This window comes from Micromonospora sp. C97 (assembly GCF_018070385.1).
In the GTDB taxonomy this organism is placed as follows: Bacteria; Actinomycetota; Actinomycetes; order Mycobacteriales; family Micromonosporaceae; genus Micromonospora; species Micromonospora parva.
In genome coordinates, this window is sequence record NZ_JAGPXU010000001.1 from 170,274 (window position 1) to 192,167 (window position 21,894).

A 21,894-nucleotide genomic window follows, 5' to 3' on the forward strand; every position below is an offset into this window, starting at 1 on the left:
CTACAGCAGGTCGACGTGGTCCCGCCAGGAGTGCTGCGGCTCGTACCCCAGCACCCGGCGGGCCTTGTCGATGCTGAGCAGGGTCTCGTGCTCGCCCAGCTCCTTGCGGACCTCGACGTCCGGGTAGACCTCGGCCATCAGGCTGGCGCTGGAGCGGGTCATGACGGTGTCGGCGTTGGCGATGATGAAGACGTCGGCGCCGGGCTGGTCGTGGGCTAGGGCCCGCTCGACGGCCTGGGCTCCGTCGCGGGCGTCGATGTAGCCCCACAGGTTCCACCGGCGCAGTTGCGGGTCGGCGTCGAAGGTGGGGAACGGCGCGTAGTCCTCGACGTCCATCACGTTGGAGAAGCGCAGACCCACCATGACCAGCTCCGGGTCCCACCGGCAGAAGTGCCGGGCCATCTCCTCCTCCAGTGCCTTGTTGAGCGAGTACGTCGACTCGGGCCGGGGCGCGTACTCCTCGTCGACCGGCGCGTACGGCGGCGGGGTGTCGAACGGTAGGCCGAGCACCGTCTCGCTCGACGCCCACACGACCCGTTTGATGCCGGCCGCCCGAGCGGCGGCGAACACGTTGTAGGTCGCGGCGGAGTTGTTCGCGAAGGTGGTGGCGTTGGACATCAGCCCGGGGGCCGGCACCGCCGCCAGGTGCACGACCGCGTCGACGCCGCCCGCGTGCTCGTCGGCACCTCCGGTGAACGCCTCCACCACCTGCCCGTAGTCCGTCAGGTCGGCCAGCAGGAACTCGCCGTTCACGTCGCGCGGGTCGCGGCCACCGGTGCGGTCCACCGCCAACACGTCGACGCCGACGGCGCGCAGGTGGGCGACCACGGCTCGGCCGAGCTTGCCGGTGGCCCCGGTGACGACGACACGCCTGGGCAGTGCGGAATTGCTCATGACCACATCTTCGTCGCCGCCGGCGTCGCTCCGGCAGCCGGGTGCCCGCCACGCCGTGATCACGATCCGAGCGCGATCGGGCCAGCGGGTGCGTAACGTGCAGGGGTAAACGTTGTCGCGACGAGGAGACTTCATGTCCAAGCCACCGCTTCCCGAAGCCGCGGTCGCCATGCTCCAGAAGCCGAACCCCGCCGTCATGACCACCCTGCGCAACGGTGGCCAGCCGGTCTCCGCCGCCACCTGGTACCTGTGGGAGGACGGCCGGATCCTGGTGAACATGGACGAGAGCCGCCGCCGGCTGGAGCACGTCCGCAACGACCCCCGGGTGTCGCTCACCGTTCTCGACGAGGCCGGCTGGTACACCCACGTCAGCATCATCGGGCACGTCACCGAACTGCGTCCCGACGAGGGCCTCGCGGACATCGACCGGCTGTCGAAGCACTACACGGGCAACGCGTACCCACGGCGGGAGCGCGCCCGGGTCAGCGCCCTGATCGAGATCGACCGCTGGCACGGCTGGGGCGCGCAGAAGGACAACAACCAGGTCGGCTGAGAGTTGCCGCCCGCTCGCCCTGACCCCGCCGTCGGGGAGAGCGGGCAGCGGCCGTCAGGGCGTCAGGGCGGTGGCGGACCGGGCGCCGGCCCGGGTCACCAGGTAACCGAAGGCCGCCGCGGTGAAGAACATGACGATGCCGTAGACGGCGCCCGGGATCGCCATCTGGGTGCTGTTGAGCAGCGCCGGGCTGAGCGCGATGGTGATGGCCAGGGTGCTGTTGTGGATGCCGATCTCGAAGCCGGCGGCCGTCGCGGCGCTGCGGTCCACACCGGCGAGGCGCGGCACCCCGTACCCGATGGCGAGACTGAGCAGGTTGAAGGCGAGCACGGCCAGGCCGACCGAGACGAAGTAGTCGGCGATGTTCTCCCGCTCGCCGAGCACCGCACCGGCGATCACCGCGACGAGGACGACGACGGACAGGATCCGGACCGGGCGGTTCAGCCGCTCGGCCACCTGCGGCATCCGTGCCCGGATGAGCATGCCGATCGCGACCGGGACGAGCACGATGGCGAAGACCTGCAGCACCTTGTCGAACTGCAGGCCGATGCTGCGCCCGTCGGGCAGGAAGTACGCCGCCGACAGGTTGACCAGGATCGGCAGGGTGAACACGGCGAGCACCGAGTTGATGGCGGTCAGGGTGATGTTCAATGCCACGTGGCCGCCGAACAGGTGGCTGTAGAGGTTGGCCGTGGTGCCGCCCGGAGAGGCGGCCAGCAACATCATGCCGACGGCCAGCTCGGGTGCCAGGTCGAAGGCGAGGACGAGGCAGAAGCAGAGCGCCGGCAGCACCAGCACCTGGCAGACCAGGGCGATGACGGCGGCTCGGGGGTGGTGGGCCACCCGGCGGAAGTCCGCCATGGTCAGTCCGAGACCGAGACCGAGCATGATGATGCCGAGGGCGACGGGTAGTCCGATCAGAGTCACGGCGGAGTCCATGGCACAACATCGTTACCACCCGGTAACGCCGTCACAATCCCCCATGTGGCTGGCGGCTCTTGACCCCGGACGGTGACCGGCTTAACTTCATCAATCAGATAACTCTCTTTACTAATTCTGTCTGATGTCTCGTGGGAGTGTGCCGATGCGACCATTGCGCCACCGCCGTCTCACCGCCGTCGTCGCCCTGGCGACACTGCTGGTCACCGCCGCTCCGCCCACCGTCGCCAGCGCCGGTGACAACAACCAGCGCCGCACCGGCTACCACCGGGTCGGCTACTTCACCCAGTGGGGCATCTACGGCCGGGCCTTCCCGGTCAAGAAGCTCGAAACCTCCGGGGCGGCGAGCCGCCTCACCCACCTCAACTACGCCTTCGGCAACGTCAGCGAGGACGGTCGCTGCTTCGTGGACGGTGGGCCGGGCGAGGGCGACGCCTGGGCCGACTACCAGCGACCCGTCCCGGCCGAGGAGAGCGTCGACGGTGTCGCCGACGCCCCCGGCCAGGCGCTCAACGGCAACTTCAACCAGCTCGCCAAGCTCAAGGCCAAGCACCCCGACCTGAAGGTGCTGATCTCGCTCGGCGGCTGGAGCTGGTCGACGTACTTCTCGAACGCCGCCCGCACCGACGCCTCCCGCAAGGCGTTCGTCACGTCCTGCATCGACCTCTACCTCAGGGGCAACCTCCCGGGCAGCACCCCGGGCGCCGCCGCTGGCGTCTTCGACGGCATCGACCTCGACTGGGAGTGGCCCAACTGGGAGGGTGAGCCCGGCAACGTCATCCGCCCGGAGGACCGGGAGAACTTCACCAAACTGCTCGCCGAGTTCCGCCGGCAACTCGACGCGTACGGGCGCACGACCCGCGCGCACCACCCGCTGACCGCGTTCCTGCCGGCCAGCCCGGCCACCATGGACGCCGGTTACGAGGGCCGCAAGATCTTCAAGTACCTGGACTTCGCCACCGTGCAGGGGTACGACTTCCACGGCGGCTGGGACGCGCGGGCCAACCAGCAGTCGGCGCTTCGCGTCCCGGCGGGCGCCCCGGACAACCCGGACTTCTCCGTCGAGGTGGCCATCGACGGGTGGATCGCCCGTGGCGCGCCACGGGACAAGCTCGTGCTCGGCATCCCCTACTACGGTCGCGGCTGGACCGGCATCACCGGCGGCGGCAACGGCCTGTTCCAGCCGGCCACCGGGCCCGCGCCGGCCACCTTCGAAGCCGGCTACGAGGACTACAAGAAGCTCAAGACGCTGGCCGGCAACGGTTACACCGTGCACCGCGACCTGCGCGCCGGGCACGCCTGGTTGTTCGACGGTACGACGTTGTGGACGTACGACGACCCGGCGGTGGTGTTGCAGAAGACGCTCTACATCCGACGGGCCGGCCTCGCCGGTGCCATGATCTGGTCGCTCGACGGCGACGACGACAACGCCACCCTGACCAAGACGATCGGCCTCGGTCTGACGACCTGGTAGGCGTACCCGATCCCTGCGGCCCGCCGCCGACCGACTCCTCGGCCGGCGGCGGGCCGGCTAGCTCTGCGGGGCGGTCACCGCGCGCACCGCCGCCTCGATGAGCGCGGTCACCTGGTCCATGTCTCGAGCGCGGTGGATGTCCACCTCGGCCGACCAACCGCCGGGCCGGGTGAGCGTCACCGTCACATCCTCGCGGCGGTGGGTCAGCCAGGCGGCGACCGCCTGGATGAGCACCATGGCGGTGCCCGCGTCGCCGGCCGCCACCCGCAGGACGTCCGGGTGGCCCGCCGACTCCCCCTCGGGAGACGTCGTGGTCACCAGCTCCCGCAGCCGCTCCTCGGCACGCAGCCAGGACGCCAGCGAACGCCGCGCGGCGGCGGACGGAAGATCCGGATGGATCGAGAGCGTGATCATCTCTGGCACGTCTCCTCCTCCCAGGCGACGACAAACCCGCGCCACCCATCCTGCCAGTCCGCGTCGGGACCGGCACGCCGTGTAGTCAGCAATATCGATCAAGCCTTGACCGCCGTGTCGACGATTCATAGGCTCCGGCCACTGCGAGGTTGTGCCCGAGAAGGGAAACACGACTCATGGCCCCATCGATGCGTCCATTCCGGAAGGTCCCCGCCAGACGCCTGGCGAGTGCCGCCACGATCGCCCTCCTGCTCGGCACGACTCCCCTGCTCGGTGGCACACCTGCCGCGAGCGCCGCCCCGCCCTCCCGGTGCAGCGACGACCCGACCGCCCGGTTGGGCACCGTGCCCAGCCCGGAGACCGTGCTCGGCTTCCCGCTCGGCGCGGGTCAGGAGCGGGTCGTCACCAACGACGAGGTCCACACCTACCTCGGGGCCGTCGACCGCGCCTCGAACCGGGTCGTCACCGGCGTGATGACCACCAGCGTGCTCGGCCAACCGTTGCCGTACGCGGTGGTGTCCAACGAACGTCACGTACGGCCCGCCGCGCTGCGCCAGATCGCCGACGACGTCCGGGACCTGCGTGACCCGCGCCGAACCAGCGCGCGGACGGCCGCCCGGACGGCGAAGGACAGCCCGGCCATCGTCTGGGTCACCGCGAACGTGCACGGCGGCGAGAAGAGCGGTGCGGACGCGGCGCTCAAGACGCTGTACGAGTTGGCGGCCGGCCTGTCCTGCGCCGTCGCCGAGCGCAACGACAACCTGGTCACCATCATCGTCCCCACCCAGAACCCGGACGGCCGCGACGCCACCCGGCGGCAGAACGAGTTCGGCTTCGACCTGAACCGGGACTGGTTCGCCCGCACCCAGCAGGAGACCGACGGCAAGCTCGAGCTGCTGCGCCGCTTTCCGCCGCAGGTCTTCATCGACGCGCACGAGATGGGTGGCCGGCAGTACTTCTTCCCGCCCAACGCCGACCCGATCCACCACGAGATCGCCGGCGAGGCGGTGGACTGGATCAACCGGATCGGCGAGGCCAACAAGGCCGGCTTCGGCTTCAACGGGGCCTGCGACGAGACCGTCACCACCGAGTGCTACTTCAACTACGACACGTACGACATGTTCTTCATGGGCTACGGCGACACGGTGCCGACCACCGGCTTCGGCGCGGCCGGCATGACGTACGAGAAGGGCAGCGCGTCGGCGGTGGCCGACCGGGTCCAGCAGCAGTTCCACACCCAGTGGTCGACGCTCGGCTGGGCCGCCGCGCACAAGCGTGAGGTGCTGGACGGCTACTTCGACATCTGGACCGACGCGCTCGCCCAGGGCAGGGCGGGCACGCTGGAGCCGAACGAGGTGGTGCAGCCCACCAACGAGGTCCAGTTCCCGGTGCCGGACGTCAAGGTCCGCTCGTACTTCCTGCTGCCCGACCGGCAGCTCGCCGACGTCCGCCAACTCGTCGAGCGGCTGCGCCGGATGGACGTCGAGGTGTACGAGGTGCGCAAACCGACCCGGGTGCCCACCGCGCGGGTCTTCGGCGGGCGCACCGCCACCAACGTGACAGTGCCCGTTGGCGCGTACTGGATCCCGATGGACCAGCCACAGAAGCACTGGATCCAGGCCGTCATGGGCGAGGACCCGTACGTGCCGTTCCCGTACTTCTACGACGTGTCGTCCTGGAGCAACCCGCTGCTGATGGGTGTCTCGGCCATCTACACCGGCGACACCGTCAAGCCGAAGGCCGAGCTGGTCCGGAAGGTCTCCGGTGGTCGCACCGGTGCGGCGTGGCCGTGGGGCTCGTACACGTACCCGCTCGACTCGGCCGCCGCCGCGGAGTTCACCTTCGCGCTGCTCGGCCGTGGCGTACCCCTGGTCCGTGACCTCACGACCAGCACTGTCGCCATCCCGGCCGCCACTGTGAGCCGGAGCGTGGACGGGCTGGCCGAATCCCTCGGGGTCAGCCTCACCCCGGGTGGTCGGCCCTCCGGTACCCGCCTCGACCTGCCCGACGTCGGGCTCTTCCAGGGCACCGGCATCTCCACCACGTCGGGCTCCCACGGCGAGGCGCGCTACGTGCTCGGCAAGCGGTGGGGGCTGGACCTCAAGCCGGTCACCACTGCCGACATCAACGACAACACCGCCGCGTTCACCGGGCGTACCGTGCTGGTGGTGCCGGACGGCAGCAGCCCGACCGGCGGTCTGACCGCCGCCGGCCAGGCCAACCTGCGCGAGTGGATCGCCCAGGGCCACACCTACGTCGGGCTGCGCAACGAGGGCACCCGGTTGGCCCGCGCCGCCGGGCTCACCTCCACCACCGAGAAGACGAAGCCGGCCGACTACCTGGTGATCGGCTCACACCTGCGGGTGGACGTCGACACCGACAGCCCGGTCGCGTCGGGTCGCCCGGCGGAGGACTTCGAGTTCAACAACAGCGACCCGATCCTCACCCCGAGCACCACCGGGACGAACGTGCTGAGCTACCCGACCGGTGACACGTTCTGGGCCAACGGCTACACCGTCGGCGCGGACACCCTCAAGGGCACCGCGGCGGTGGTGGACGAGCCGACCGGCGCCGGTCGGGCGGTGCTGTTCGCGTTCAACCCGCTCTTCCGGGCGTACAACGAGAATGGTCTGCACCTGGTGGCCAACGCGCTGCTCTACCCGGCGGGCGCTGCCCCGGACGCCCGGCGCTCGGCCGGTGTCGACGCGGCGCGCACCAGCGCCGCCGCCGCGCCCGTGACGCCGGACCTCGGCGGCGGCTGGCGACCGATCACCATCCAGGTCGCGGCCGGCGACCTGCCCCGCACCCGGGCGATCGTCGAACGCTTCAGCACCGACGCGCAGGCGTCCACGAAGAACGGCTCGGCGTACGTCGTGATCCCGAACCCGCAGGGCCTCCAGGTCGACGAGCACCCGTTCGCGAACGATCTGGTACGCGCCCTGCGCGACGCCGGGGTGCCACTGCGGTCGGTGGTCGCCTGACGTAGCCCCGCACGCCGAAACGCCCGTCCCCACGTATCGGGGGCGGGCGTTTCGGTGGGTTCCGGGGTTAGTCAGGTGCTGCCGCCGGGACCACTGCGGGTGGACTTACGGCCCTATGGAGCTGATGCCGTCAACGAATCAGCTGACCCCTGGACCGACCCCGCTGACCCCACGGCTGTCACCTGTCCTGATTCGTTTGCGGCATCAGCTCCAAAGCGTCGCTACCCAGGACGTCGCCCTCCGACGATCGGACGACATGTGCCCAGGTCGACGAACGCGACAGGCATCAGCTCGGTCACCCGGTCGCGCAGACAGTGCCGTTGAGGGTGAACGCGGTGGGCAGCACGTTCGGGCCGCTGTACGCGCCGACGAAACCGGCGCTCACTGTGGCACCCACGGCGATCTGCCGGTTGTCGTCGGTCGGGGTGACCCGCACGGCGGTGCCGACCTGTTCCCAGGTGGCGCTCCAGCCGCTGCTCACCTGCTGCCAGCCGGTGGGCCAGGTCCAGGTGAGCGTCCAGCCGCTGATTGGCTTCGTCCCGTTGTTGGTGATGTCGACGCCACCGATGTAGCCGTTGCCCCAGTCGTTGGCGGTGGTGAAACGGACGGTGCACGCGCTGGCGGCGGGGCTGCCGGTGGCGAAGGTCAGCGGCGGTGAGGACCAGGAGACCCGGCCGGCGGTGTCGCGGGCCAGCACATTGACGGTGTACCTGCTGCCCGGCACCAGGTTGTCGACAGTGAACGAGGTGGACGCCGTCTCGCCGAGCTGCTCGCTGACCGCGCCGTTGTGCCGGTACACCTCGTACTTGGCGATGGGGCTGCCACCCGGTGTGGCCGCCGGCCAGGTGATCGTCGCGGCGCGGTCGGTGACGCCGCTCGCGGTGGGCTGGCCCGGCGTCGAGGGCCGTCCGGCGGACGTGCCGGCCGGTCGCAGCACGATCGTGGTCAACGAGTACGCCGGCAGCGTGCGGCTGGTCGCCGAACCGGACTGGCCGGTCGCGATGCCGGTGGCGCCGTTGGTGAGGGTAGACACCGTCGGTGCGACCGCCGACGGGGTGAACCCGGCGTAGTCGATGGTGACCGGGTGGTCGTGGTCCGGGTCCTTGTTCACCAGCAGCACGGCGAGGTCACCGTTGGCCCGGCGGACGGCGTGCGCGGTGACCAGCGGCTCGTCGGTGCCGGCGCGGACGAACTGGTCGCCGGGCGTCGCGAAGAGCTTCATCATGCGCAGCCCGTGGTACGGCGCGAAGGGCGTGTTCAGCGGCGGTTGGCAGACCGAGCCGTCCTCGGTGCAGGCGCCGCTGGAGAGCATTCCGAAGTCGCCGTAGTCGGTCTGGCCGGCCACCTGCGCCACGGTGCCCATGCCGTTGTGCACGTTCCACCACTGAACGGTGAAGACGCCGCTCTCCAGCAGCCCGCTGTAGACGTCGGCCAGGAAGAGTGCCGCCGGCTGGGTGGTCCGGCCCGCGTCGACGTTCAGCTCGGTGAAGCTGATGCCGATACGGTCGGCGTTCGCACCGGCGTACCGCGCGAGTTGTTGCCGCAGCAGGTAGGTGGCGTCGGGGAGGTGGTTGACGCGGGCCAGCGACTCGGGTGCCGTGCCGCCCGGGTACCAGTGCACGTCCACGAAGTCGATCTTCGGGCCGGCGATGGAGAGCACCGTCTGGTTCCACGGGCCGGGGTCGCTGCCGGCGGTGATCCCGTCCGGCCAGTTGCCCGGCATGGTCAGCACCGCCCCGACCTTGATGCTCGGGTCCACCGCCTTCATCGCGTCGGCGTACTCGACGACCAGCCTCGCGTACTGTGTCGCGCTCTTGTCCGGGTGGTTGTCCGCCTCCCAGGCGGACCCGTAGTGGCCGTTGCCGTAGTTCTCGTTGCCGACGGTCCAGTAGCGGGCGTCGTAGCCCTTCGTCACGTTGGCGTACCGCACCCAGTCGGCGGCCTCGGCGGGCGTGCCGGTGCCGTAGTTCGCAATGATCATCGGTTGGGCGCCGGCGCGCCGGACCGCCGCCATGAAGGTGTCGAAGTCGGTTCCCGGTGCGACGTAACCGCCGGGCGCGGTGTGGTCCTTCCAGTGGTAGATGTCGGCGTACGAGCCGCCGGGGTAGCGCATCATCTGCACGCCGGCGTCGCGGAGCAGGTCCGATGTCTCGGCGGTGCCGAGGTTCGCGTCCCAGATGGCGTGGTTGACGCCGAGCGCGGTATCCGGCACGGTCGCCAGACCGGCGCGGGTGTTGACGGTCACGCTGACCGGGTCGGCTGCCGCGCTGGCGGATGGCGGGTTGACGCCCGCGAGCGCGCTCGCGGCGAGCAGCAGGCCCGCCAGGAGTGCCGCACGGGTCTTCGGTGTACGCATGGGCGGGGTTCCTTCGCGCAGGTGAGCCGCCCCGCCAGTCACTGTGCGACGCGGGCACGGGCGAGCTCGTGGACGATTGGCCTTCGTTGGTCCATCGCTTGTGTCACCGTCCCTCGGAGATCACACAGGGATCCCGGTTGCCCAGTGGACGGAGGTCAGCCCGCGCGCGGCTTCATCGACGTACCACAATGGCACTGGCGGCTGGACAATCTCAAGGTGCGACACGCTGACCGCCGTCGGCGTACCCCGTCGGTTGTCGCCGCCACTGGGTGGCGTCCCGCTGTTCGGGCCCGGACTCCGAACAGCGGGACGCGACCCGGGCGGCCAGGGCCGGGACCGACGGTCGTCTTCAGGGGCGGCCCAGAGGTGGGCCGCTGCTCAGCGGTGCGCGCTGACAGGCGGCGGCCGGTTGTCGTCGCACGACTGTCCCGGCTGCTGCGCTGCCCTGGATTCCCGGTGGCCGTTCATGCCTCGGCCGCGTGGCGCGCGGGTCGCCCGGTGGTGGTCTCGGGCCGTCTCGCGCCGGCCGCGTGCCACCCGCCCCACGCCACGATCGTCGTCCGTCACGCCGCGGGTCACTGGCGACAACTCCGTCACCGCGGCCCGACGTCGTTCGAGTACCGACGACTGTCCGTAACGTTAACGCTAACAGTGAGCGATTGTCCATAGACAACTGCCGTTGTTGGCTGCTGCGGTGGTGGTGTTTCGGCGGGACGGCGCGGCATCAGGTCGACGGCGACGCGGTCGATCGCCGCGCGCACCGGCGGAATAGCCTTGCGGCATGCGGGGACGATTCGGGGCGGCCAGGCGGTGGTACGCGGAGCATCGGCGGTTGGCCCGCCGTGCGGTGCTCGCGCTCGTGGTGGGGGCGGTGGCGCTGGCCGGGGGCACCGTGGCCAGCGTGACGTGGATCCGCGACATCGCCGACGGCCATCTCTACGCCGAGGCCGAGGTGCCGGACGCGCCGGTCGCGCTGGTGCTGGGCACCAAGGTGGACGCGGACGGCATACCCTCCCCCGTCCTCGCGGCCCGGTTGGAGATCGCGCGGCGACTGTTCGACGCCGGCAAGGTTCGGGCGATCCTCGTGTCGGGCGACAACATGAACGCCGACTACAACGAGCCCGCCGCGATGCGGAGCTGGCTGGTGGAGCGGGGTGTGCCAGCACACAAGGTGGTGCCGGACTACGCCGGATTCGACACCTACGACTCGTGCGCGCGGGCCGAGCGGATCTTCGGGGTGCGGCGAGCCACAGTGGTGACCCAGTCCTTCCATCTTCCGCGCGCCGTGGCGCTGTGCCGGCGGCTCGGCATCGACGCCAACGGGGTGGGCGACGACAGCGCGAAGCGGTACGCCCAGACGTGGTGGTTCAGTTCCTCCCGGGAGAACGGCGCCTGCCTGAAGGCCGCGCTGGACCTGCTCTCCGGTCGGGATCCGGCGCACCTGGGCCGCCGCGAGACGGGCGTCGACGACGCGTTGCGGGTCGACTGAGCAGGATCACGACCGGGCAGGTGCGACGCTGTCGCGGACGATGAGTTCGGTGGCGAGCTCCACCCGGGGGCTCTCGGTCCGCTCGCCGCTGGCCAGGCGCAGCACGGTACGCGCGGCCAGCATGCCCATCTCGGCCAGGGGTTGACGGACGGTGGTCAGCGGCGGCGAGCACCACCGCACCTCCGGCAGGTCGTCGAAGCCGACCACGCTGACGTCGTCGGGCACCCGCAGGCCGCGTTTGCGGACCGCCTCGTAGACGCCGAGGGCCATCTGATCGCTGGAGGCGAAGATGGCGGTGGGCGGGTCGGGCAGGCTCAGCAGCTGTATACCCGCGGTGAAGCCGGACTCGTGGTAGAAGTTTCCCGGCCGGATCAGGGCGTCGTCGATGGGGATACGCGCGGCGCCGAGGGCGGCCCGGTAACCGTCCATGCGGGCCCGGCTGCACATCAGGTGCGGCGGGCCGGCGATGAAGCCGATGCGACGATGACCCAGGCTGATCAGGTACTGGTTGGCGCTGAGGCTGCCCGCCCAGTTGGTGGCGCCGATGGTGGGTGACTCCTGCGGGTCGACCCCGGCCGGGTCGATGATGACGACCGGCAGGTGCAGCCGACGCAGCTCGGCCTGCAACGGCGGGTTCACCATCGAGGTCACGAAGATGATGCCCTCGGTGGAGCGCGTACGCATGTTGTCGAGCCACTGCTTGGCCGAGGACATCCGCCAGTGGATGGCCGACACGACGGTGCCGACGCCGCTGGCCTGGCCGACGTCCTCCACCCCCCGGATGATCTCCACCGCCCACGGGCTGTCCAGGTCGTTGAAGACCAGGTCGATCAGGGCGGCGTCGGTCCGCCGGGCCGGTGCACGGCGGCGGTAGCCGTGCCGGTTGAGGAGCGCCTCGACGCGTTCCCGGGTGTCGGGGGCGACGTCGGAGCGGCCGTTGATGACCCGGGAGACGGTGGGTACGGAGACTCCGGCCAACCGGGCGATCATGGCGATGGTGACGTTTCGGCCGTTCGCTGTGCCCACGGTCCCCCTGCCTCCTGTTGGAAACGTCAGGTCTGCTCGCGGTGGTGTGCTGTCATCCCTTGACGCTGCCGGTGAGGCCGCCGATGAGTTGGCGTTCGGCCACCGCGTAGAAACCCAGGGCCGGCACCATCGACAGCACGACGTAGGCGAGCACCCGTGCGGTCTCGGCGGTGTACTGGCCCTGGAATGCCTGCACTCCGACGGGCAGGGTCCACCAGCTCTGGTCGGTGAAGACGACCAGCGGGAGCATGAAGTTGTTCCAACTGGTCACCACGGCCAACACCGAGACGGTGGCCAGGGCCGGACGGGCCATCGGCAGCAGGACCCGCCAGAAGAAGCCGAACGAGCCGCAGCCGTCGAGGACGGCGGCCTCCTCGATCTCCGCCGGGATGGTGCGGAAGAACTGGCGCAGGATGATGATGGTGATCGGCAGCCCGAAGGCGGCCTGGGGCAGAATGACACCGAGCGGGTTGTCCAGCAGGCCCATGCCGCGCAGCAGGACGAACAGCGGCAGGATGGCCACCGCGAACGGGAACATCAGGCCGATCGCGAACAGGGTCACCAGAAACTCGCGGCCCCGGAAGGCGTACCGCGCGAAGACGAACGCGGCCATCGCCGCCGCGGCGACGACGATGACGGTGCTGCTCACGGCGATGAGAAGACTGTTGCCGAGCTGCCGCCAGAACACCTCGGACATCAGGATGTCCGTGTAGTTCGACGGCAGCCAGGGGTCGGGCCAGCCCAGCGGATTGGTGGAGAGCTGACCGTTGTCCTTGAAGCCGCCGAGCACGCCGAACCAGACCGGTACGACGATGAGTGCTCCGACGAGGACGCAGACGAGGTGCAGCACGAGGCCGCGGGTCCGCTGGGCGCGGTTCACGGTCATCGCGGGCCTCCCTGGTTGGTGATCGCGCCCGCGGTGTCCCGGCGCAGGACGATGCGCTGGTAGAAGAGAGCGAAGACGAGACTCAGCAGGAACATGACGATGCTGATCGCGCTGGCGTAGCCGACCTCGAAGCGGCGGAAGCCGTACTCGTACATCGTCACGGCCATGGTCTCCGACGAGTGGATCGGGCCACCCCGGGTGAGCACCCAGACCATGTCGAACAGTTGGATGGTGCCGATGACCGACAGGAAGACGCTGATGCGGATCGTCGGCCCGAGCAGGGGCAGTGTGACGTGCCGGAACGCCTGCCAGGCGGAGGCGCCGTCGGTCACCGCGGCCTCGGACAACTCCTTGGGGATGCCCTGACGGGCGGCGAGGAAGAGCATCATGTAGAGGCCGAAGTACTTCCAGGACACCACGAGGAAGACGGCGTACAGCACGGTGTCCGGGTCGGCGAAGACCGTGCCGGCGTCGGCGCTCAACCACGTCGCGATCGCGTCGCCCAGGCCCCGGTTGGGTGAGAACACCAGGTCGAACAGGACGGCCGTGGTGACCTCGGAGAGCACGTACGGCGCGAAGAAGATCAGCCGGTACGCGGCGCGACCCCGCAGTGGCTGGTTGAGCAGCATGGCCAGGGCCAACGCCGCGGGCAGCTGGACGACCAGGGACAGCAGCACCAGGACGAAGCCGCGCCAGAGGTCACCCCGGAAGGTCGGGTCCTGGAAGGCGCGGGTGTAGTTGTCCAGCCCGATGAAGTTCTCCGGCAGCCCGAAGCCGTTCCACTTGTAGAGGCTGGCGTAGCTGGCCACCAGGATGGGGGCGACGACCAGCAGCAGGAACAGCACCAGGGCTGGGGTGAGAAAGATGGCGAGGACGCCGCCGCGGCCCGACCGGGGCTGGCGGCCGCGCTGTCGCACGGTGCCCGGCCCCGGTGCCGGCGGGTCCGTCGCCGGGTCGCCGCGCCTGGCGTCCGACACGGTCGATGGCCTGGTCATGCCTGCTCCACAGGGGGTTCTCCGGCTACGGATGGGTGGGTGGTCACGGTCAGACGGTCTTCGCCACCTGCGTGATGTCCTTGACGATCTGCGCGGGCGACTTGTTGCCGGCGACCAACTCGGCGACGCTGTCGTTGATCTGCGAACCGAGCGCCGGCGCGTACGCCTGGTCGAGGTAGAGCTGGAAGCCGGTGTAGCTGGCCAGGGTCTCCGCGAGGAGCTTGCCGTTGGCGTCGGGGATGGCCGTCGCGGCCTCCCGCACCGTCGGTAGCACCGCGCCGGTCTGCGCCGACTTACGCTGGTTGTCGGCGCTGAGCAGGAACTTCAGGAAGTCGGCGGTGGCGGCGGGGGCGTCCTTGCCGAGGGCGAAGCCGTTGCCGCCGCCGAACACCTCAGTCGTGGCGCCCTTTCCACCGTCGACAGTGGGGAAGGGGAAGAAGCCGAGCTTGTCGCCGAGGCCCTTCTTGCTGGTGGAGCTGGAAGCCTGGACCGCGGGTGCCCACTGCCCCATCAGCTCCATCGCCGCGCCGCCGTTGCCCATGGCGGCGGCCTGGCCGTCGGGCGTCCCGTACGCCGCACCGAGGAACCCCTTCTGGAACGGCTGCAGGTCGACGAGTTCCTTCAGCCGGTCGCCGGCGGCGACGAGGTCAGGCGAGTCGAAGTTCTTGTCATCGACGGCCTTCTGCAGCGCGCCCACCCCGCCGACGCGCATCGCGAGGTAGGACCAGTAGTAGTGGGCCGGCCACTTGTCCTTGCCGGCCAGGGCGATCGGAGTGATGCCGGCGGCCTTGAGTTGACGGACCGCGTCGAGCAGACCCGTCCAGGTGGTGGGCGCGGCGGTGATGCCGGCGCGGGTGAAGAGGTCCTTGTTGTACCAGAAACCGACCATGCCGATGTCGAACGGAACACCGTAGATCTTGCCGTCGATCGTGTACGGCTCCAGGGCGGCGGGCAGCAGGCCCCCGATCCACGGCTTCACGTCGTCGGTGATGTCCTTGACCAGGCCCGCGTCCACCTGCTGCTTGAGAACGCCACCACCCCAGGACTGGAACAGGTCGGGCGGGTCACCTGCCTGGGTGGCGGTGGTGAGCTTGGCCTTGAACGCCTCGTTCTCCAGCGGCTGGATGTCGAGGGTGACGTTGGGGTGTGCGGCCTTGTACTCGCTGGCCAGCGACGCCCAGACCGGAAGCATCGGCTCGGTGTTCTGGATGTGCCACCAGTTGATGGTCTGCGGGGCGTTCGGGTCGCTGGGCTCGTCGTCGCCGCACGCGCTCAGCAGACAGGCGCCGGCGCCGGCACCGGCGAGACCGAGCAGCGTTCGACGGGAAAGGTACGTGGTCATGATCCATCCCTTCGGGGACTCACGGGGGTGCTCGAACGCCGGCCGAGCCGGCCTGTGGGGATCCACGGATCTCCGAAACTTTCAATGCTTCGCCGGTAATACCGATCGATGGCCGGCACGCTACGAGCTGTCGCCTCACCGGTCAATACCTCTGTCCTAATACGAAAAGACCGGCTAGCGTAGGCACGACCTTCAATGGCCCCGGATCGCGAGTTTCCGGAAGTTGCAGACCGCCCGCCGAGAGGAGCGCTCGTGTCGACCGACATCGCTGACGTGGCGACCGCTGCCCGGTCGATCCGCAATCCCGTCCTCGCCGGCTTCCACCCGGACCCGTCGATCCTGCGCGTCGGCGACGACTACTACCTGGCCACCTCGACCTTCGAGTGGTACCCGGGGGTGCGCGTGCACCACTCGCGCGATCTGGTGAACTGGCGCAGCCTCGGTGGGATCATCACCGAACGGCGGCTACTCGATCTGCGCGGCTGCGGCGACTCCAACGGGGTGTGGGCGCCCGATCTGACGTACCACGACGGTCTGTTCCACCTCGTCTACAGCGACGTGGCCAGCTTCGCCAGCGGCTACTGGGATCCGCAGAACTTCCTGGTCACCGCCGAGGACATCACCGGCCCCTGGTCCGATCCGGTGACACTGCACGGGCGCGGGTTCGACGCGTCGCTGTTCCACGACGACGACGGCACCAGCTGGTTGCTGGGCATGAGCGCGGACTGGCGACCCGGCCGTGACCGCTTCGGCGGCATCGAGATCCAACGCTACGACCCGGCCGCGCGCCGGCTGGTCGGCAGCCCCCGCATCGTGTTCACCGGCTCCCCGGCCGGGCTCACCGAGGGTCCACACCTGTACCGCCACGACGGCTGGTACTGGCTGATCACCGCCGAGGGCGGCACCAGCTGGGAGCACCAGGTCACCATGGCGCGCTCCCGGGAGCTGTTCGGGCCGTACCAGGTGGACCCGGACGGGCCGCTGCTCACCTCCTGCGGGCGACCCGAGCTGCGGTTGCAGAAGGCGGGTCACGGCAGCCTGGTCCGTACCCAGCACGGCGAGTGGTACCTGGCCCACCTGGTCGGCCGACCGTACTCGCCGCTGGGCAACTGCGTGCTGGGCCGGGAGACCGCTATCCAGCGGGTGGAGTGGCCATCGGGCGGTTGGCCGCGGGTCGCCGCAGGGGTGCCCGCGGACGAGGTCGTCGCACCCGATCTGCCCGCCCACCCGTGGCCGGCGGAGCCCGAGACGGACCACTTCGACGCCCCGGAGCTGGGCCGCTGCTGGTCGACGCTACGACGGCCGGCCACCGCGGACTGGGTCGACCTGCACAGCCGCCCGTCGTACCTGCGGATCCACGGCGGGCAGTCGCCGGTCGGCCGACAGGCACCCAGCCTGGTCGGGCGGCGCGTCGGCGCGATGGAGTGCTCGCTGGAGACCGTGGTGGAGTTCGCGCCGGCCGACCACCGTCAGCTCGCCGGGATCACCGCCTACTACAACACCCTCAACTGGCACCACCTCTACCTGACCCGGGCCGACGACGGGCGGACGGTGCTGGAGCTGCTCAGCTCCGACAACGGGCGGCGCACCGCGTACCCCGAGCTGAGCGTCGATGTCGACGGCGTCACCCAGGTCGGACTGCGGGCCGTCTTCGACGGACCGGCGGTGCGCTTCGAGTACGACCTCGGCACCGGTTGGCAGCGGCTACCTGTCGAGCTGGACGCGACCATCCTCTCCGACGAACACGCCGCGCTGATCATCGACGGTGAGCCGGCGGCGTGGGGCTTCACCGGGGCCTTCCTCGGCCTGTGGGTGCAGGGCCTGGGCGGCGGCGACGTACACGCCGACTTCGACCTCGCCACCTACCGGGAGCGGTGACCACGCGGACGGCACTCGGCGGGTGCCGTCCGCGTTCCCACCCGTCCTACCTGACCTGGGCGGCGACAGTGCGCAGCTGGCCGAGGGTGGTGCGGAAACCGTGGCCGGACGCGGCCGGGTCCTCGGTGAGCAGACCACTGACGGCCATGGCCTGCGAGCGGGTCACGGCGACGGCCTCCGCGCCGGCCCCGCTCACGTCGAACACCCCGAAGTCGCCACTGAGCGTCCGGAACGTCGGGGCCGTCGGGTCCTTGGCCAGGTAGAGCACCACGACCTGGCCCGCCTCCAGGGTGGACATGTGCGCCGCGTCCGGCACACCGCTGGGCAGGCTGGCGAGCGTGATCCGCGCCCCGGCCCGCACTGTCGATCCGGTCGCCGCGCGCAGCACCTCGTCGACCCGGAAACCGGCCGCCTCGACCTCGCCCCGGACGACCAGGTCGGCGGCCTCGCTGAGCTGCTGCACGGTGCCGTACCCGCGCAGCTTGCCCTTGATCGGCGGGGCGGCGCTGCTGGGCGTTGCGGCGCTGCTCGGGGCGGCGCTGCTCGGGGCGGCGCTGCTCGGGGCGGGTGCGGCGTCCTGGTCGGCGTCGGCGCTACCGCACGCGGACAACGCCGCCGCGGCGAGCACGGCGGCGGCGGTGGCCACCAGAGACCGGGTACGGCGCAGGTCGACTGCCATGGAACACTCCTTGCGTCTCGGTGCCGTCCCGGGGCGTCTCGCCCGGAACGCGGCACTGCTTACGCCTTCTATCTGTGCGCTCCGGGCGGCGGGTTCCATCTTTTCGGGCTCGCTGGCGCTTTGTCAGACTCAGCCGCGCTCGCTGGCGAGCTGGCGGAGGTCGGCCAGCGTGGTGACGAACGCGCGGCCCGCCCCGGTGGCGTCCTCGGTGCGCAGACCGGTCACCGACATCGCCGACGACCGGCTGGTGGCCGTCTCCCCGGCGAGGTCGAAGATCCCGAAGTCGCCGCTGAGCGGGGCGTAGACGCGCGCCTGCGGGTCGCTGAGGGCCAGGTAGAGCACGCTCGGCCGGCCGGGCCACCCGGCCGATTCGGTGCCCACCGTGATCTCCGTGGAGACCGGGGCGACCGGGTCGCGATAGAGCACCTCGGCCACCCGGTAGACGCTCCGCCCGTCCGCCACCGACACGACCTCACCCTGGACCACCAGGTCCGCCGAGTCGGTGAGTTCGCGCACCGTGCCGTACGCCCGGATCTTGGCGACCGCGCCCGGCGGCGGGAGGCGGGCGGCCGAGCGGCTCGCCTGCGGCGACGGCAGCGCCGCCGGGGGTTCGTCGCCCGAGCTGACGGCGAGCCCGGCGCCGGCCGCCGCGACCAGGACCAGGACCAGCGCGGCCAGCGCGAGCGCCGGGCGCCGCAACACCCGGGGCGAGCTGTGGGTACGCGACTCCCGCGCGATCGCCGTCAGCAACCGGTCGCGGTGCAGCTCGTGCCGGCCCGCCGGCAGGTCGCGATCGCCGGGGTGCGGGGCGATCTCCGCCCACTCAGCCGGGTCGGGCGCGTTCACCGGCTGACCTCCCGCACGAACGAGGCGTCCACGACCGGCGCTCGCGCGGCGCGCGGCGGGGCATCGACGAGGGTACGGAGCCGGGCACGCGCACGCGACAGTCGGGACCGCACCGTGCCGACCGGAACGCCCAGCGCCTCCGCCGCGGACTCGTAGTCGAGGCCCTCCCACAGGCACAGGGTCAGCACCTCACGCTCGGGCCGGCGCAGCCGGGCCAACGCATCGAGCGCGGCGGCGATGCGTCGGCGGTCGTCGAGTCGGCCGGCGACCTCGTCGGCGTGGTCGGGCACCGTGAGGTCGGCGGCGATCAGCGCGGCGGCCACCCTGCGGTAGCGGCGGTTGCTGCGGGTGTGGTTGCGGGCCTCGTTGGTGGCGATGCCGAGCAGCCAGGGACGCAGCGACCCACCCTCCTCGGCGACACGCTCCCGGGAACGCCAGGCTTGCAGGTACGTGGCGGCCATGACGTCCTCCGCCGTGGCCCAGTCGGCGGTCAGCCGGAACGCGTGGTTGTACACCGAGCGCGCGTACGCGTCGAACAGCTCGGCGAACGCGCCGGGATCACCGGCTCGCACCCGGGCGCGCAGACTCGACTCCATGACCATCTTCTGTCCGTCGGACGGTGCTGGTTCCGACGGACCGGCCCGTTGATCAGTTACGGCCCGACGATAGCCACCGGCATGGACGCGCCGCCAACGACGGGGTGAACAGGCGCTGTCACGCCTCGCGGTCGTCGATTGACGGGAAATCGACGTACTGGTATCTGTTAATACAGTTTCCTGATGCTCGCGGTGCCCGCCGGGGCCGAACTTCCGCGCCGGGTCACCGACCGGCCGGCGGCACGCCGCCCCTTCCCCGAGGAACACCATGGTTCACCAGAGAACAGCCGCATCCGTCGTGGGAGCCCTGCTGATCGGCGTCGCCGCCGTCGGCTACGGCGTACCGTCGGCGAGCGCCGCGACCGCCGGCCCGATCACCGGCCTCGGCGGCAAGTGCATCGACGTGGCCGGCGCCAACCCGGCCAACGGCACAGCCGTCCAGCTCTACGACTGCAACGGCAGCGCGGCCCAGACGTGGACCGTCGGCAACACCGACACCTCGATCCGGGCACTCGGCAAGTGCCTCGACGTGACCGCCGCGTCGACCGCCAACGGCGCCAAGGTGCAGCTGTACGACTGCAACAACACCGGCGCCCAGAAGTGGACCGCCAGCAACGGCGCCCTGGTCAACTCCGGCTCCGGCAAATGCCTCGACGTCACCGACCGGAGCACCGCGAACGGCGCCCGGTTGCAGATCTGGACCTGTGGCGGCACCACGAACCAGCGGTGGACCCTGCCGGGCGGCGGCACCCCCACCCCCACGCCCACCAACCCGAGCGGCACCAACCTCGACGACCCGGCGAAGAAGGACGTCGCCATGCAACTCGTCTCGGCCGCGGAGAACTCGTCGCTCGACTGGCGCGCGCAGTTCTCCTACATCGAGGACATCGGTGACGGGCGCGGCTACACCGCCGGCATCATCGGCTTCTGCTCCGGCACCGGCGACATGCTCGAACTGGTCGAGGCGTACACCCGCACCAAGCCAGGCAACGTGCTCGCCGGCTACCTACCGGCGCTGCGCACCGTCAACGGCACCCCGTCGCACTCCGGCCTCGACCCCAACTTCCCCCGCGACTGGCGGACCGCCGCCACCGACCCGGTCTTCCAGGCCGCCCAGGAGGCCGAACGCGACCGGGTCTACTTCAACCCATCGGTACGCGACGGCAAGAACGACCAGGTCCGGGCGCTCGGCCAGTTCGCCTACTACGACGCGGCGGTCATGCACGGGTACGAGGGCATGCGTCAGATCCGCAGCCGCGCCCTGAACCGGGCCAAGCCGCCGGCCCAGGGCGGCGACGAGCGGACCTGGCTCAACGCCTTCCTCGACGAGCGGGTCATCGAGATGAAGAAGGAGGCGGCCCACTCGGACACCTCCCGCGTCGACACCGCCCAGCGGGTGTTCCTCAACAACGGCAACTTCAACCTGAACACCCCGCTGGTGTTCGCCGTCTACGGCGACCAGTTCCGCATCGGGTAGGGCCTGTTTCATAAGGGCGGTCGAGCCGAGGCGGAGTCCGGGCGGCGATCCGGCGAGGCGCGGTTTCGTCCGGATACCGGTGTCGTATCCGGACGAAACCGCAACGCCGCCGGTCGTCGTCCGGGCCCGCCGCAGGCTGGCCAGTTCTTATGGAACAGGCCCTAGGAGCGAGGGCCGGTAACGGGTATCTGGCCGGGTGGATGTGATCGCCGGTTGCCGGCTGTCCGTCCGGCAGTGTGTGACGGTGGCGGGTGGTCGAGCCGGCCCGGGTCGAACGCCCGGAACTTCTTGCCCACCGCTGCCGTACGCGCACCCCTTCAGGAGCGATCACGAGACGCCCGCGGACTGCCGGTTTCTGGAAACCCGCTCCTAGCGGATCGTCACCGACTCCCCGACCGGGATACGCGCGTACTCGGTGCCGCCCTTGAAGTCCAACCAGCCGTCGAAGTACTCCTGGCCGAGTTCGTTGAGCGTGGCGTCGTGGATCGGGAACGCCCGCTCCGGCCGTACCGCCCGCACGAAGTCCAACGCCTCACTGAGCTTGAGCCAGGGTGCGGCAGCCGGCACGAGCAGCGTCGCCACCGGCGACGGCGGGACGAACAGCGAGTCGCCCGGGTGGTAGACAGTGCCGTCGACGACGAACCCGACGTTGGCGCAGCCGGCAGACCGTCGTAGATCTCGGCGTGCGCCCCACCCACCACGTCGACGGCGAACCCGGCAGCCGTGAACCGCTGTCCCGCGTCGACGGCGACCGCCGCGCCGCCCAGCTCGGGGGCCGACGCGATCGCGGCCGACGGCAGGTACACCCGGAACGCGGAGTTGCGCTGACTCGCCGCCACGAGCTTGTCGATGTCGAGATGGTCGGGATGCTCGTGCGTCACCAACACCTCGTCGACCCCGTCGAGCGCTTCGGCCTCCGAGAACGTCCCCGGGTCGATCACCAGCACCCGGTCGTCCGCCTCCAGGCGCACACATGCGTGGCCGTATTTGATCAAACGCATGCGCCCACTATGGCACCGACGGACGGCCCGAAGCGGGGGCCCTGTTCGATCAGGCCGTGTCAGAGATC

18 protein-coding genes and 1 pseudogene are annotated in these 21,894 nt (G+C 70.5%); 6 read left to right on the forward strand and 13 right to left on the reverse strand.

The features are described 5' to 3' along the window. Complete coding sequence (locus KBX26_RS00715) at positions 1-894, reverse strand: NAD(P)-dependent oxidoreductase (protein ID WP_210864419.1); 894 nt, start codon at positions 892-894, stop codon at positions 1-3. 133 nt (positions 895-1,027) lie between these two features. Here KBX26_RS00715 and KBX26_RS00720 point away from each other — a divergent pair, with 133 nt between their 5' ends. After that, the gene (locus tag KBX26_RS00720; protein ID WP_030337921.1) at positions 1,028-1,447 is read left to right on the forward strand and encodes a PPOX class F420-dependent oxidoreductase; all 420 of its coding nucleotides are present in this window, start codon (positions 1,028-1,030) and stop codon (positions 1,445-1,447) included. Positions 1,448-1,501: 54 nt separating this feature from the next. Here KBX26_RS00720 and KBX26_RS00725 read toward each other — a convergent pair whose 3' ends face one another. After that, the gene (locus KBX26_RS00725) at positions 1,502-2,386 is read right to left on the reverse strand and encodes a bile acid:sodium symporter family protein (protein WP_030337922.1); all 885 of its coding nucleotides are present in this window, start codon (positions 2,384-2,386) and stop codon (positions 1,502-1,504) included. A 145-nt stretch (positions 2,387-2,531) separates the two neighbouring features. Here KBX26_RS00725 and KBX26_RS00730 point away from each other — a divergent pair, with 145 nt between their 5' ends. Continuing rightward, positions 2,532-3,860 carry a glycoside hydrolase family 18 protein gene (locus KBX26_RS00730; RefSeq protein ID WP_030337923.1) on the forward strand — a complete coding sequence of 443 codons (1,329 nt, stop codon included), beginning with the start codon at positions 2,532-2,534 and terminating at the stop codon, positions 3,858-3,860. 57 nt (positions 3,861-3,917) lie between these two features. Here KBX26_RS00730 and KBX26_RS00735 read toward each other — a convergent pair whose 3' ends face one another. Beyond that, a complete protein-coding gene (locus KBX26_RS00735) occupies positions 3,918-4,274 on the reverse strand; it encodes a hypothetical protein (RefSeq protein WP_247675346.1) in 357 nt (118 codons plus the stop codon). 188 nt (positions 4,275-4,462) lie between these two features. Between KBX26_RS00735 and KBX26_RS00740 the strand changes: the two genes are divergently transcribed. Beyond that, entirely contained in the window at positions 4,463-7,255 is a 2,793-nt protein-coding gene (locus tag KBX26_RS00740) for a M14 family zinc carboxypeptidase (protein WP_247680066.1), read from the forward strand. A 295-nt stretch (positions 7,256-7,550) separates the two neighbouring features. Here the strand turns inward: KBX26_RS00740 and KBX26_RS00745 are convergent, their stop codons facing one another. Next, complete coding sequence (locus tag KBX26_RS00745) at positions 7,551-9,611, reverse strand: cellulose binding domain-containing protein (RefSeq protein WP_210864421.1); 2,061 nt, start codon at positions 9,609-9,611, stop codon at positions 7,551-7,553. Between the two features lie 781 nt (positions 9,612-10,392). Between KBX26_RS00745 and KBX26_RS00750 the strand changes: the two genes are divergently transcribed. Next, on the forward strand, positions 10,393-11,100 hold the full coding sequence (locus KBX26_RS00750) for a vancomycin high temperature exclusion protein (RefSeq protein WP_210864422.1): 708 nt from the start codon (positions 10,393-10,395) through the stop codon (positions 11,098-11,100). 6 nt (positions 11,101-11,106) lie between these two features. On the opposite strand, the gene KBX26_RS00755 is transcribed toward KBX26_RS00750, so the two are convergent. The 4 genes from KBX26_RS00755 to KBX26_RS00770 form a co-directional block, all read right to left on the reverse strand. Next, entirely contained in the window at positions 11,107-12,090 is a 984-nt protein-coding gene (locus tag KBX26_RS00755; protein WP_247680107.1) for a LacI family DNA-binding transcriptional regulator, read from the reverse strand. An 88-nt stretch (positions 12,091-12,178) separates the two neighbouring features. Further along, a complete protein-coding gene (locus KBX26_RS00760) occupies positions 12,179-13,012 on the reverse strand; it encodes a carbohydrate ABC transporter permease (protein ID WP_210864424.1) in 834 nt (277 codons plus the stop codon). Further along, the gene (locus KBX26_RS00765; protein ID WP_210864425.1) at positions 13,009-14,007 is read right to left on the reverse strand and encodes a carbohydrate ABC transporter permease; all 999 of its coding nucleotides are present in this window, start codon (positions 14,005-14,007) and stop codon (positions 13,009-13,011) included. Before KBX26_RS00765 ends, KBX26_RS00760 begins: the two co-directional genes overlap by 4 nt. 49 nt (positions 14,008-14,056) lie before the next feature. Then, positions 14,057-15,349 (reverse strand): extracellular solute-binding protein, encoded by a 1,293-nt coding sequence (locus KBX26_RS00770; protein ID WP_210864426.1) that lies wholly within the window; start codon positions 15,347-15,349, stop codon positions 14,057-14,059. Between the two features lie 252 nt (positions 15,350-15,601). On the opposite strand from KBX26_RS00770, the gene KBX26_RS00775 reads away from it, so the two are divergent. After that, positions 15,602-17,227: a glycoside hydrolase family 43 protein gene (locus KBX26_RS00775; protein ID WP_210860812.1), complete on the forward strand. Its 1,626-nt coding sequence runs from the start codon at positions 15,602-15,604 to the stop codon at positions 17,225-17,227. A gap of 46 nt (positions 17,228-17,273) precedes the next feature. Here KBX26_RS00775 and KBX26_RS00780 read toward each other — a convergent pair whose 3' ends face one another. From KBX26_RS00780 to KBX26_RS00790, 3 genes are all read right to left on the reverse strand, one after another. Then, entirely contained in the window at positions 17,274-17,906 is a 633-nt protein-coding gene (locus KBX26_RS00780) for a hypothetical protein (protein WP_210860814.1), read from the reverse strand. A gap of 129 nt (positions 17,907-18,035) precedes the next feature. Beyond that, positions 18,036-18,752: a hypothetical protein gene (locus tag KBX26_RS00785; protein WP_210864427.1), complete on the reverse strand. Its 717-nt coding sequence runs from the start codon at positions 18,750-18,752 to the stop codon at positions 18,036-18,038. Beyond that, a complete protein-coding gene (locus KBX26_RS00790) occupies positions 18,749-19,348 on the reverse strand; it encodes an RNA polymerase sigma factor (RefSeq protein WP_210863132.1) in 600 nt (199 codons plus the stop codon). Before KBX26_RS00790 ends, KBX26_RS00785 begins: the two co-directional genes overlap by 4 nt. A gap of 268 nt (positions 19,349-19,616) precedes the next feature. Between KBX26_RS00790 and KBX26_RS00795 the strand changes: the two genes are divergently transcribed. Next, positions 19,617-20,825 carry a chitosanase gene (locus KBX26_RS00795; protein ID WP_210863134.1) on the forward strand — a complete coding sequence of 403 codons (1,209 nt, stop codon included), beginning with the start codon at positions 19,617-19,619 and terminating at the stop codon, positions 20,823-20,825. Positions 20,826-21,194: 369 nt separating this feature from the next. On the opposite strand, the gene KBX26_RS32035 is transcribed toward KBX26_RS00795, so the two are convergent. Both KBX26_RS32035 and KBX26_RS32040 read right to left on the reverse strand, forming a co-directional pair. After that, positions 21,195-21,407: a hypothetical protein gene (locus tag KBX26_RS32035; RefSeq protein ID WP_247680183.1), complete on the reverse strand. Its 213-nt coding sequence runs from the start codon at positions 21,405-21,407 to the stop codon at positions 21,195-21,197. A 152-nt stretch (positions 21,408-21,559) separates the two neighbouring features. Continuing rightward, positions 21,560-21,826, reverse strand: a pseudogene (locus tag KBX26_RS32040) (MBL fold metallo-hydrolase); the annotation flags it as partial. Positions 21,827-21,894 lie beyond the last annotated feature (68 nt).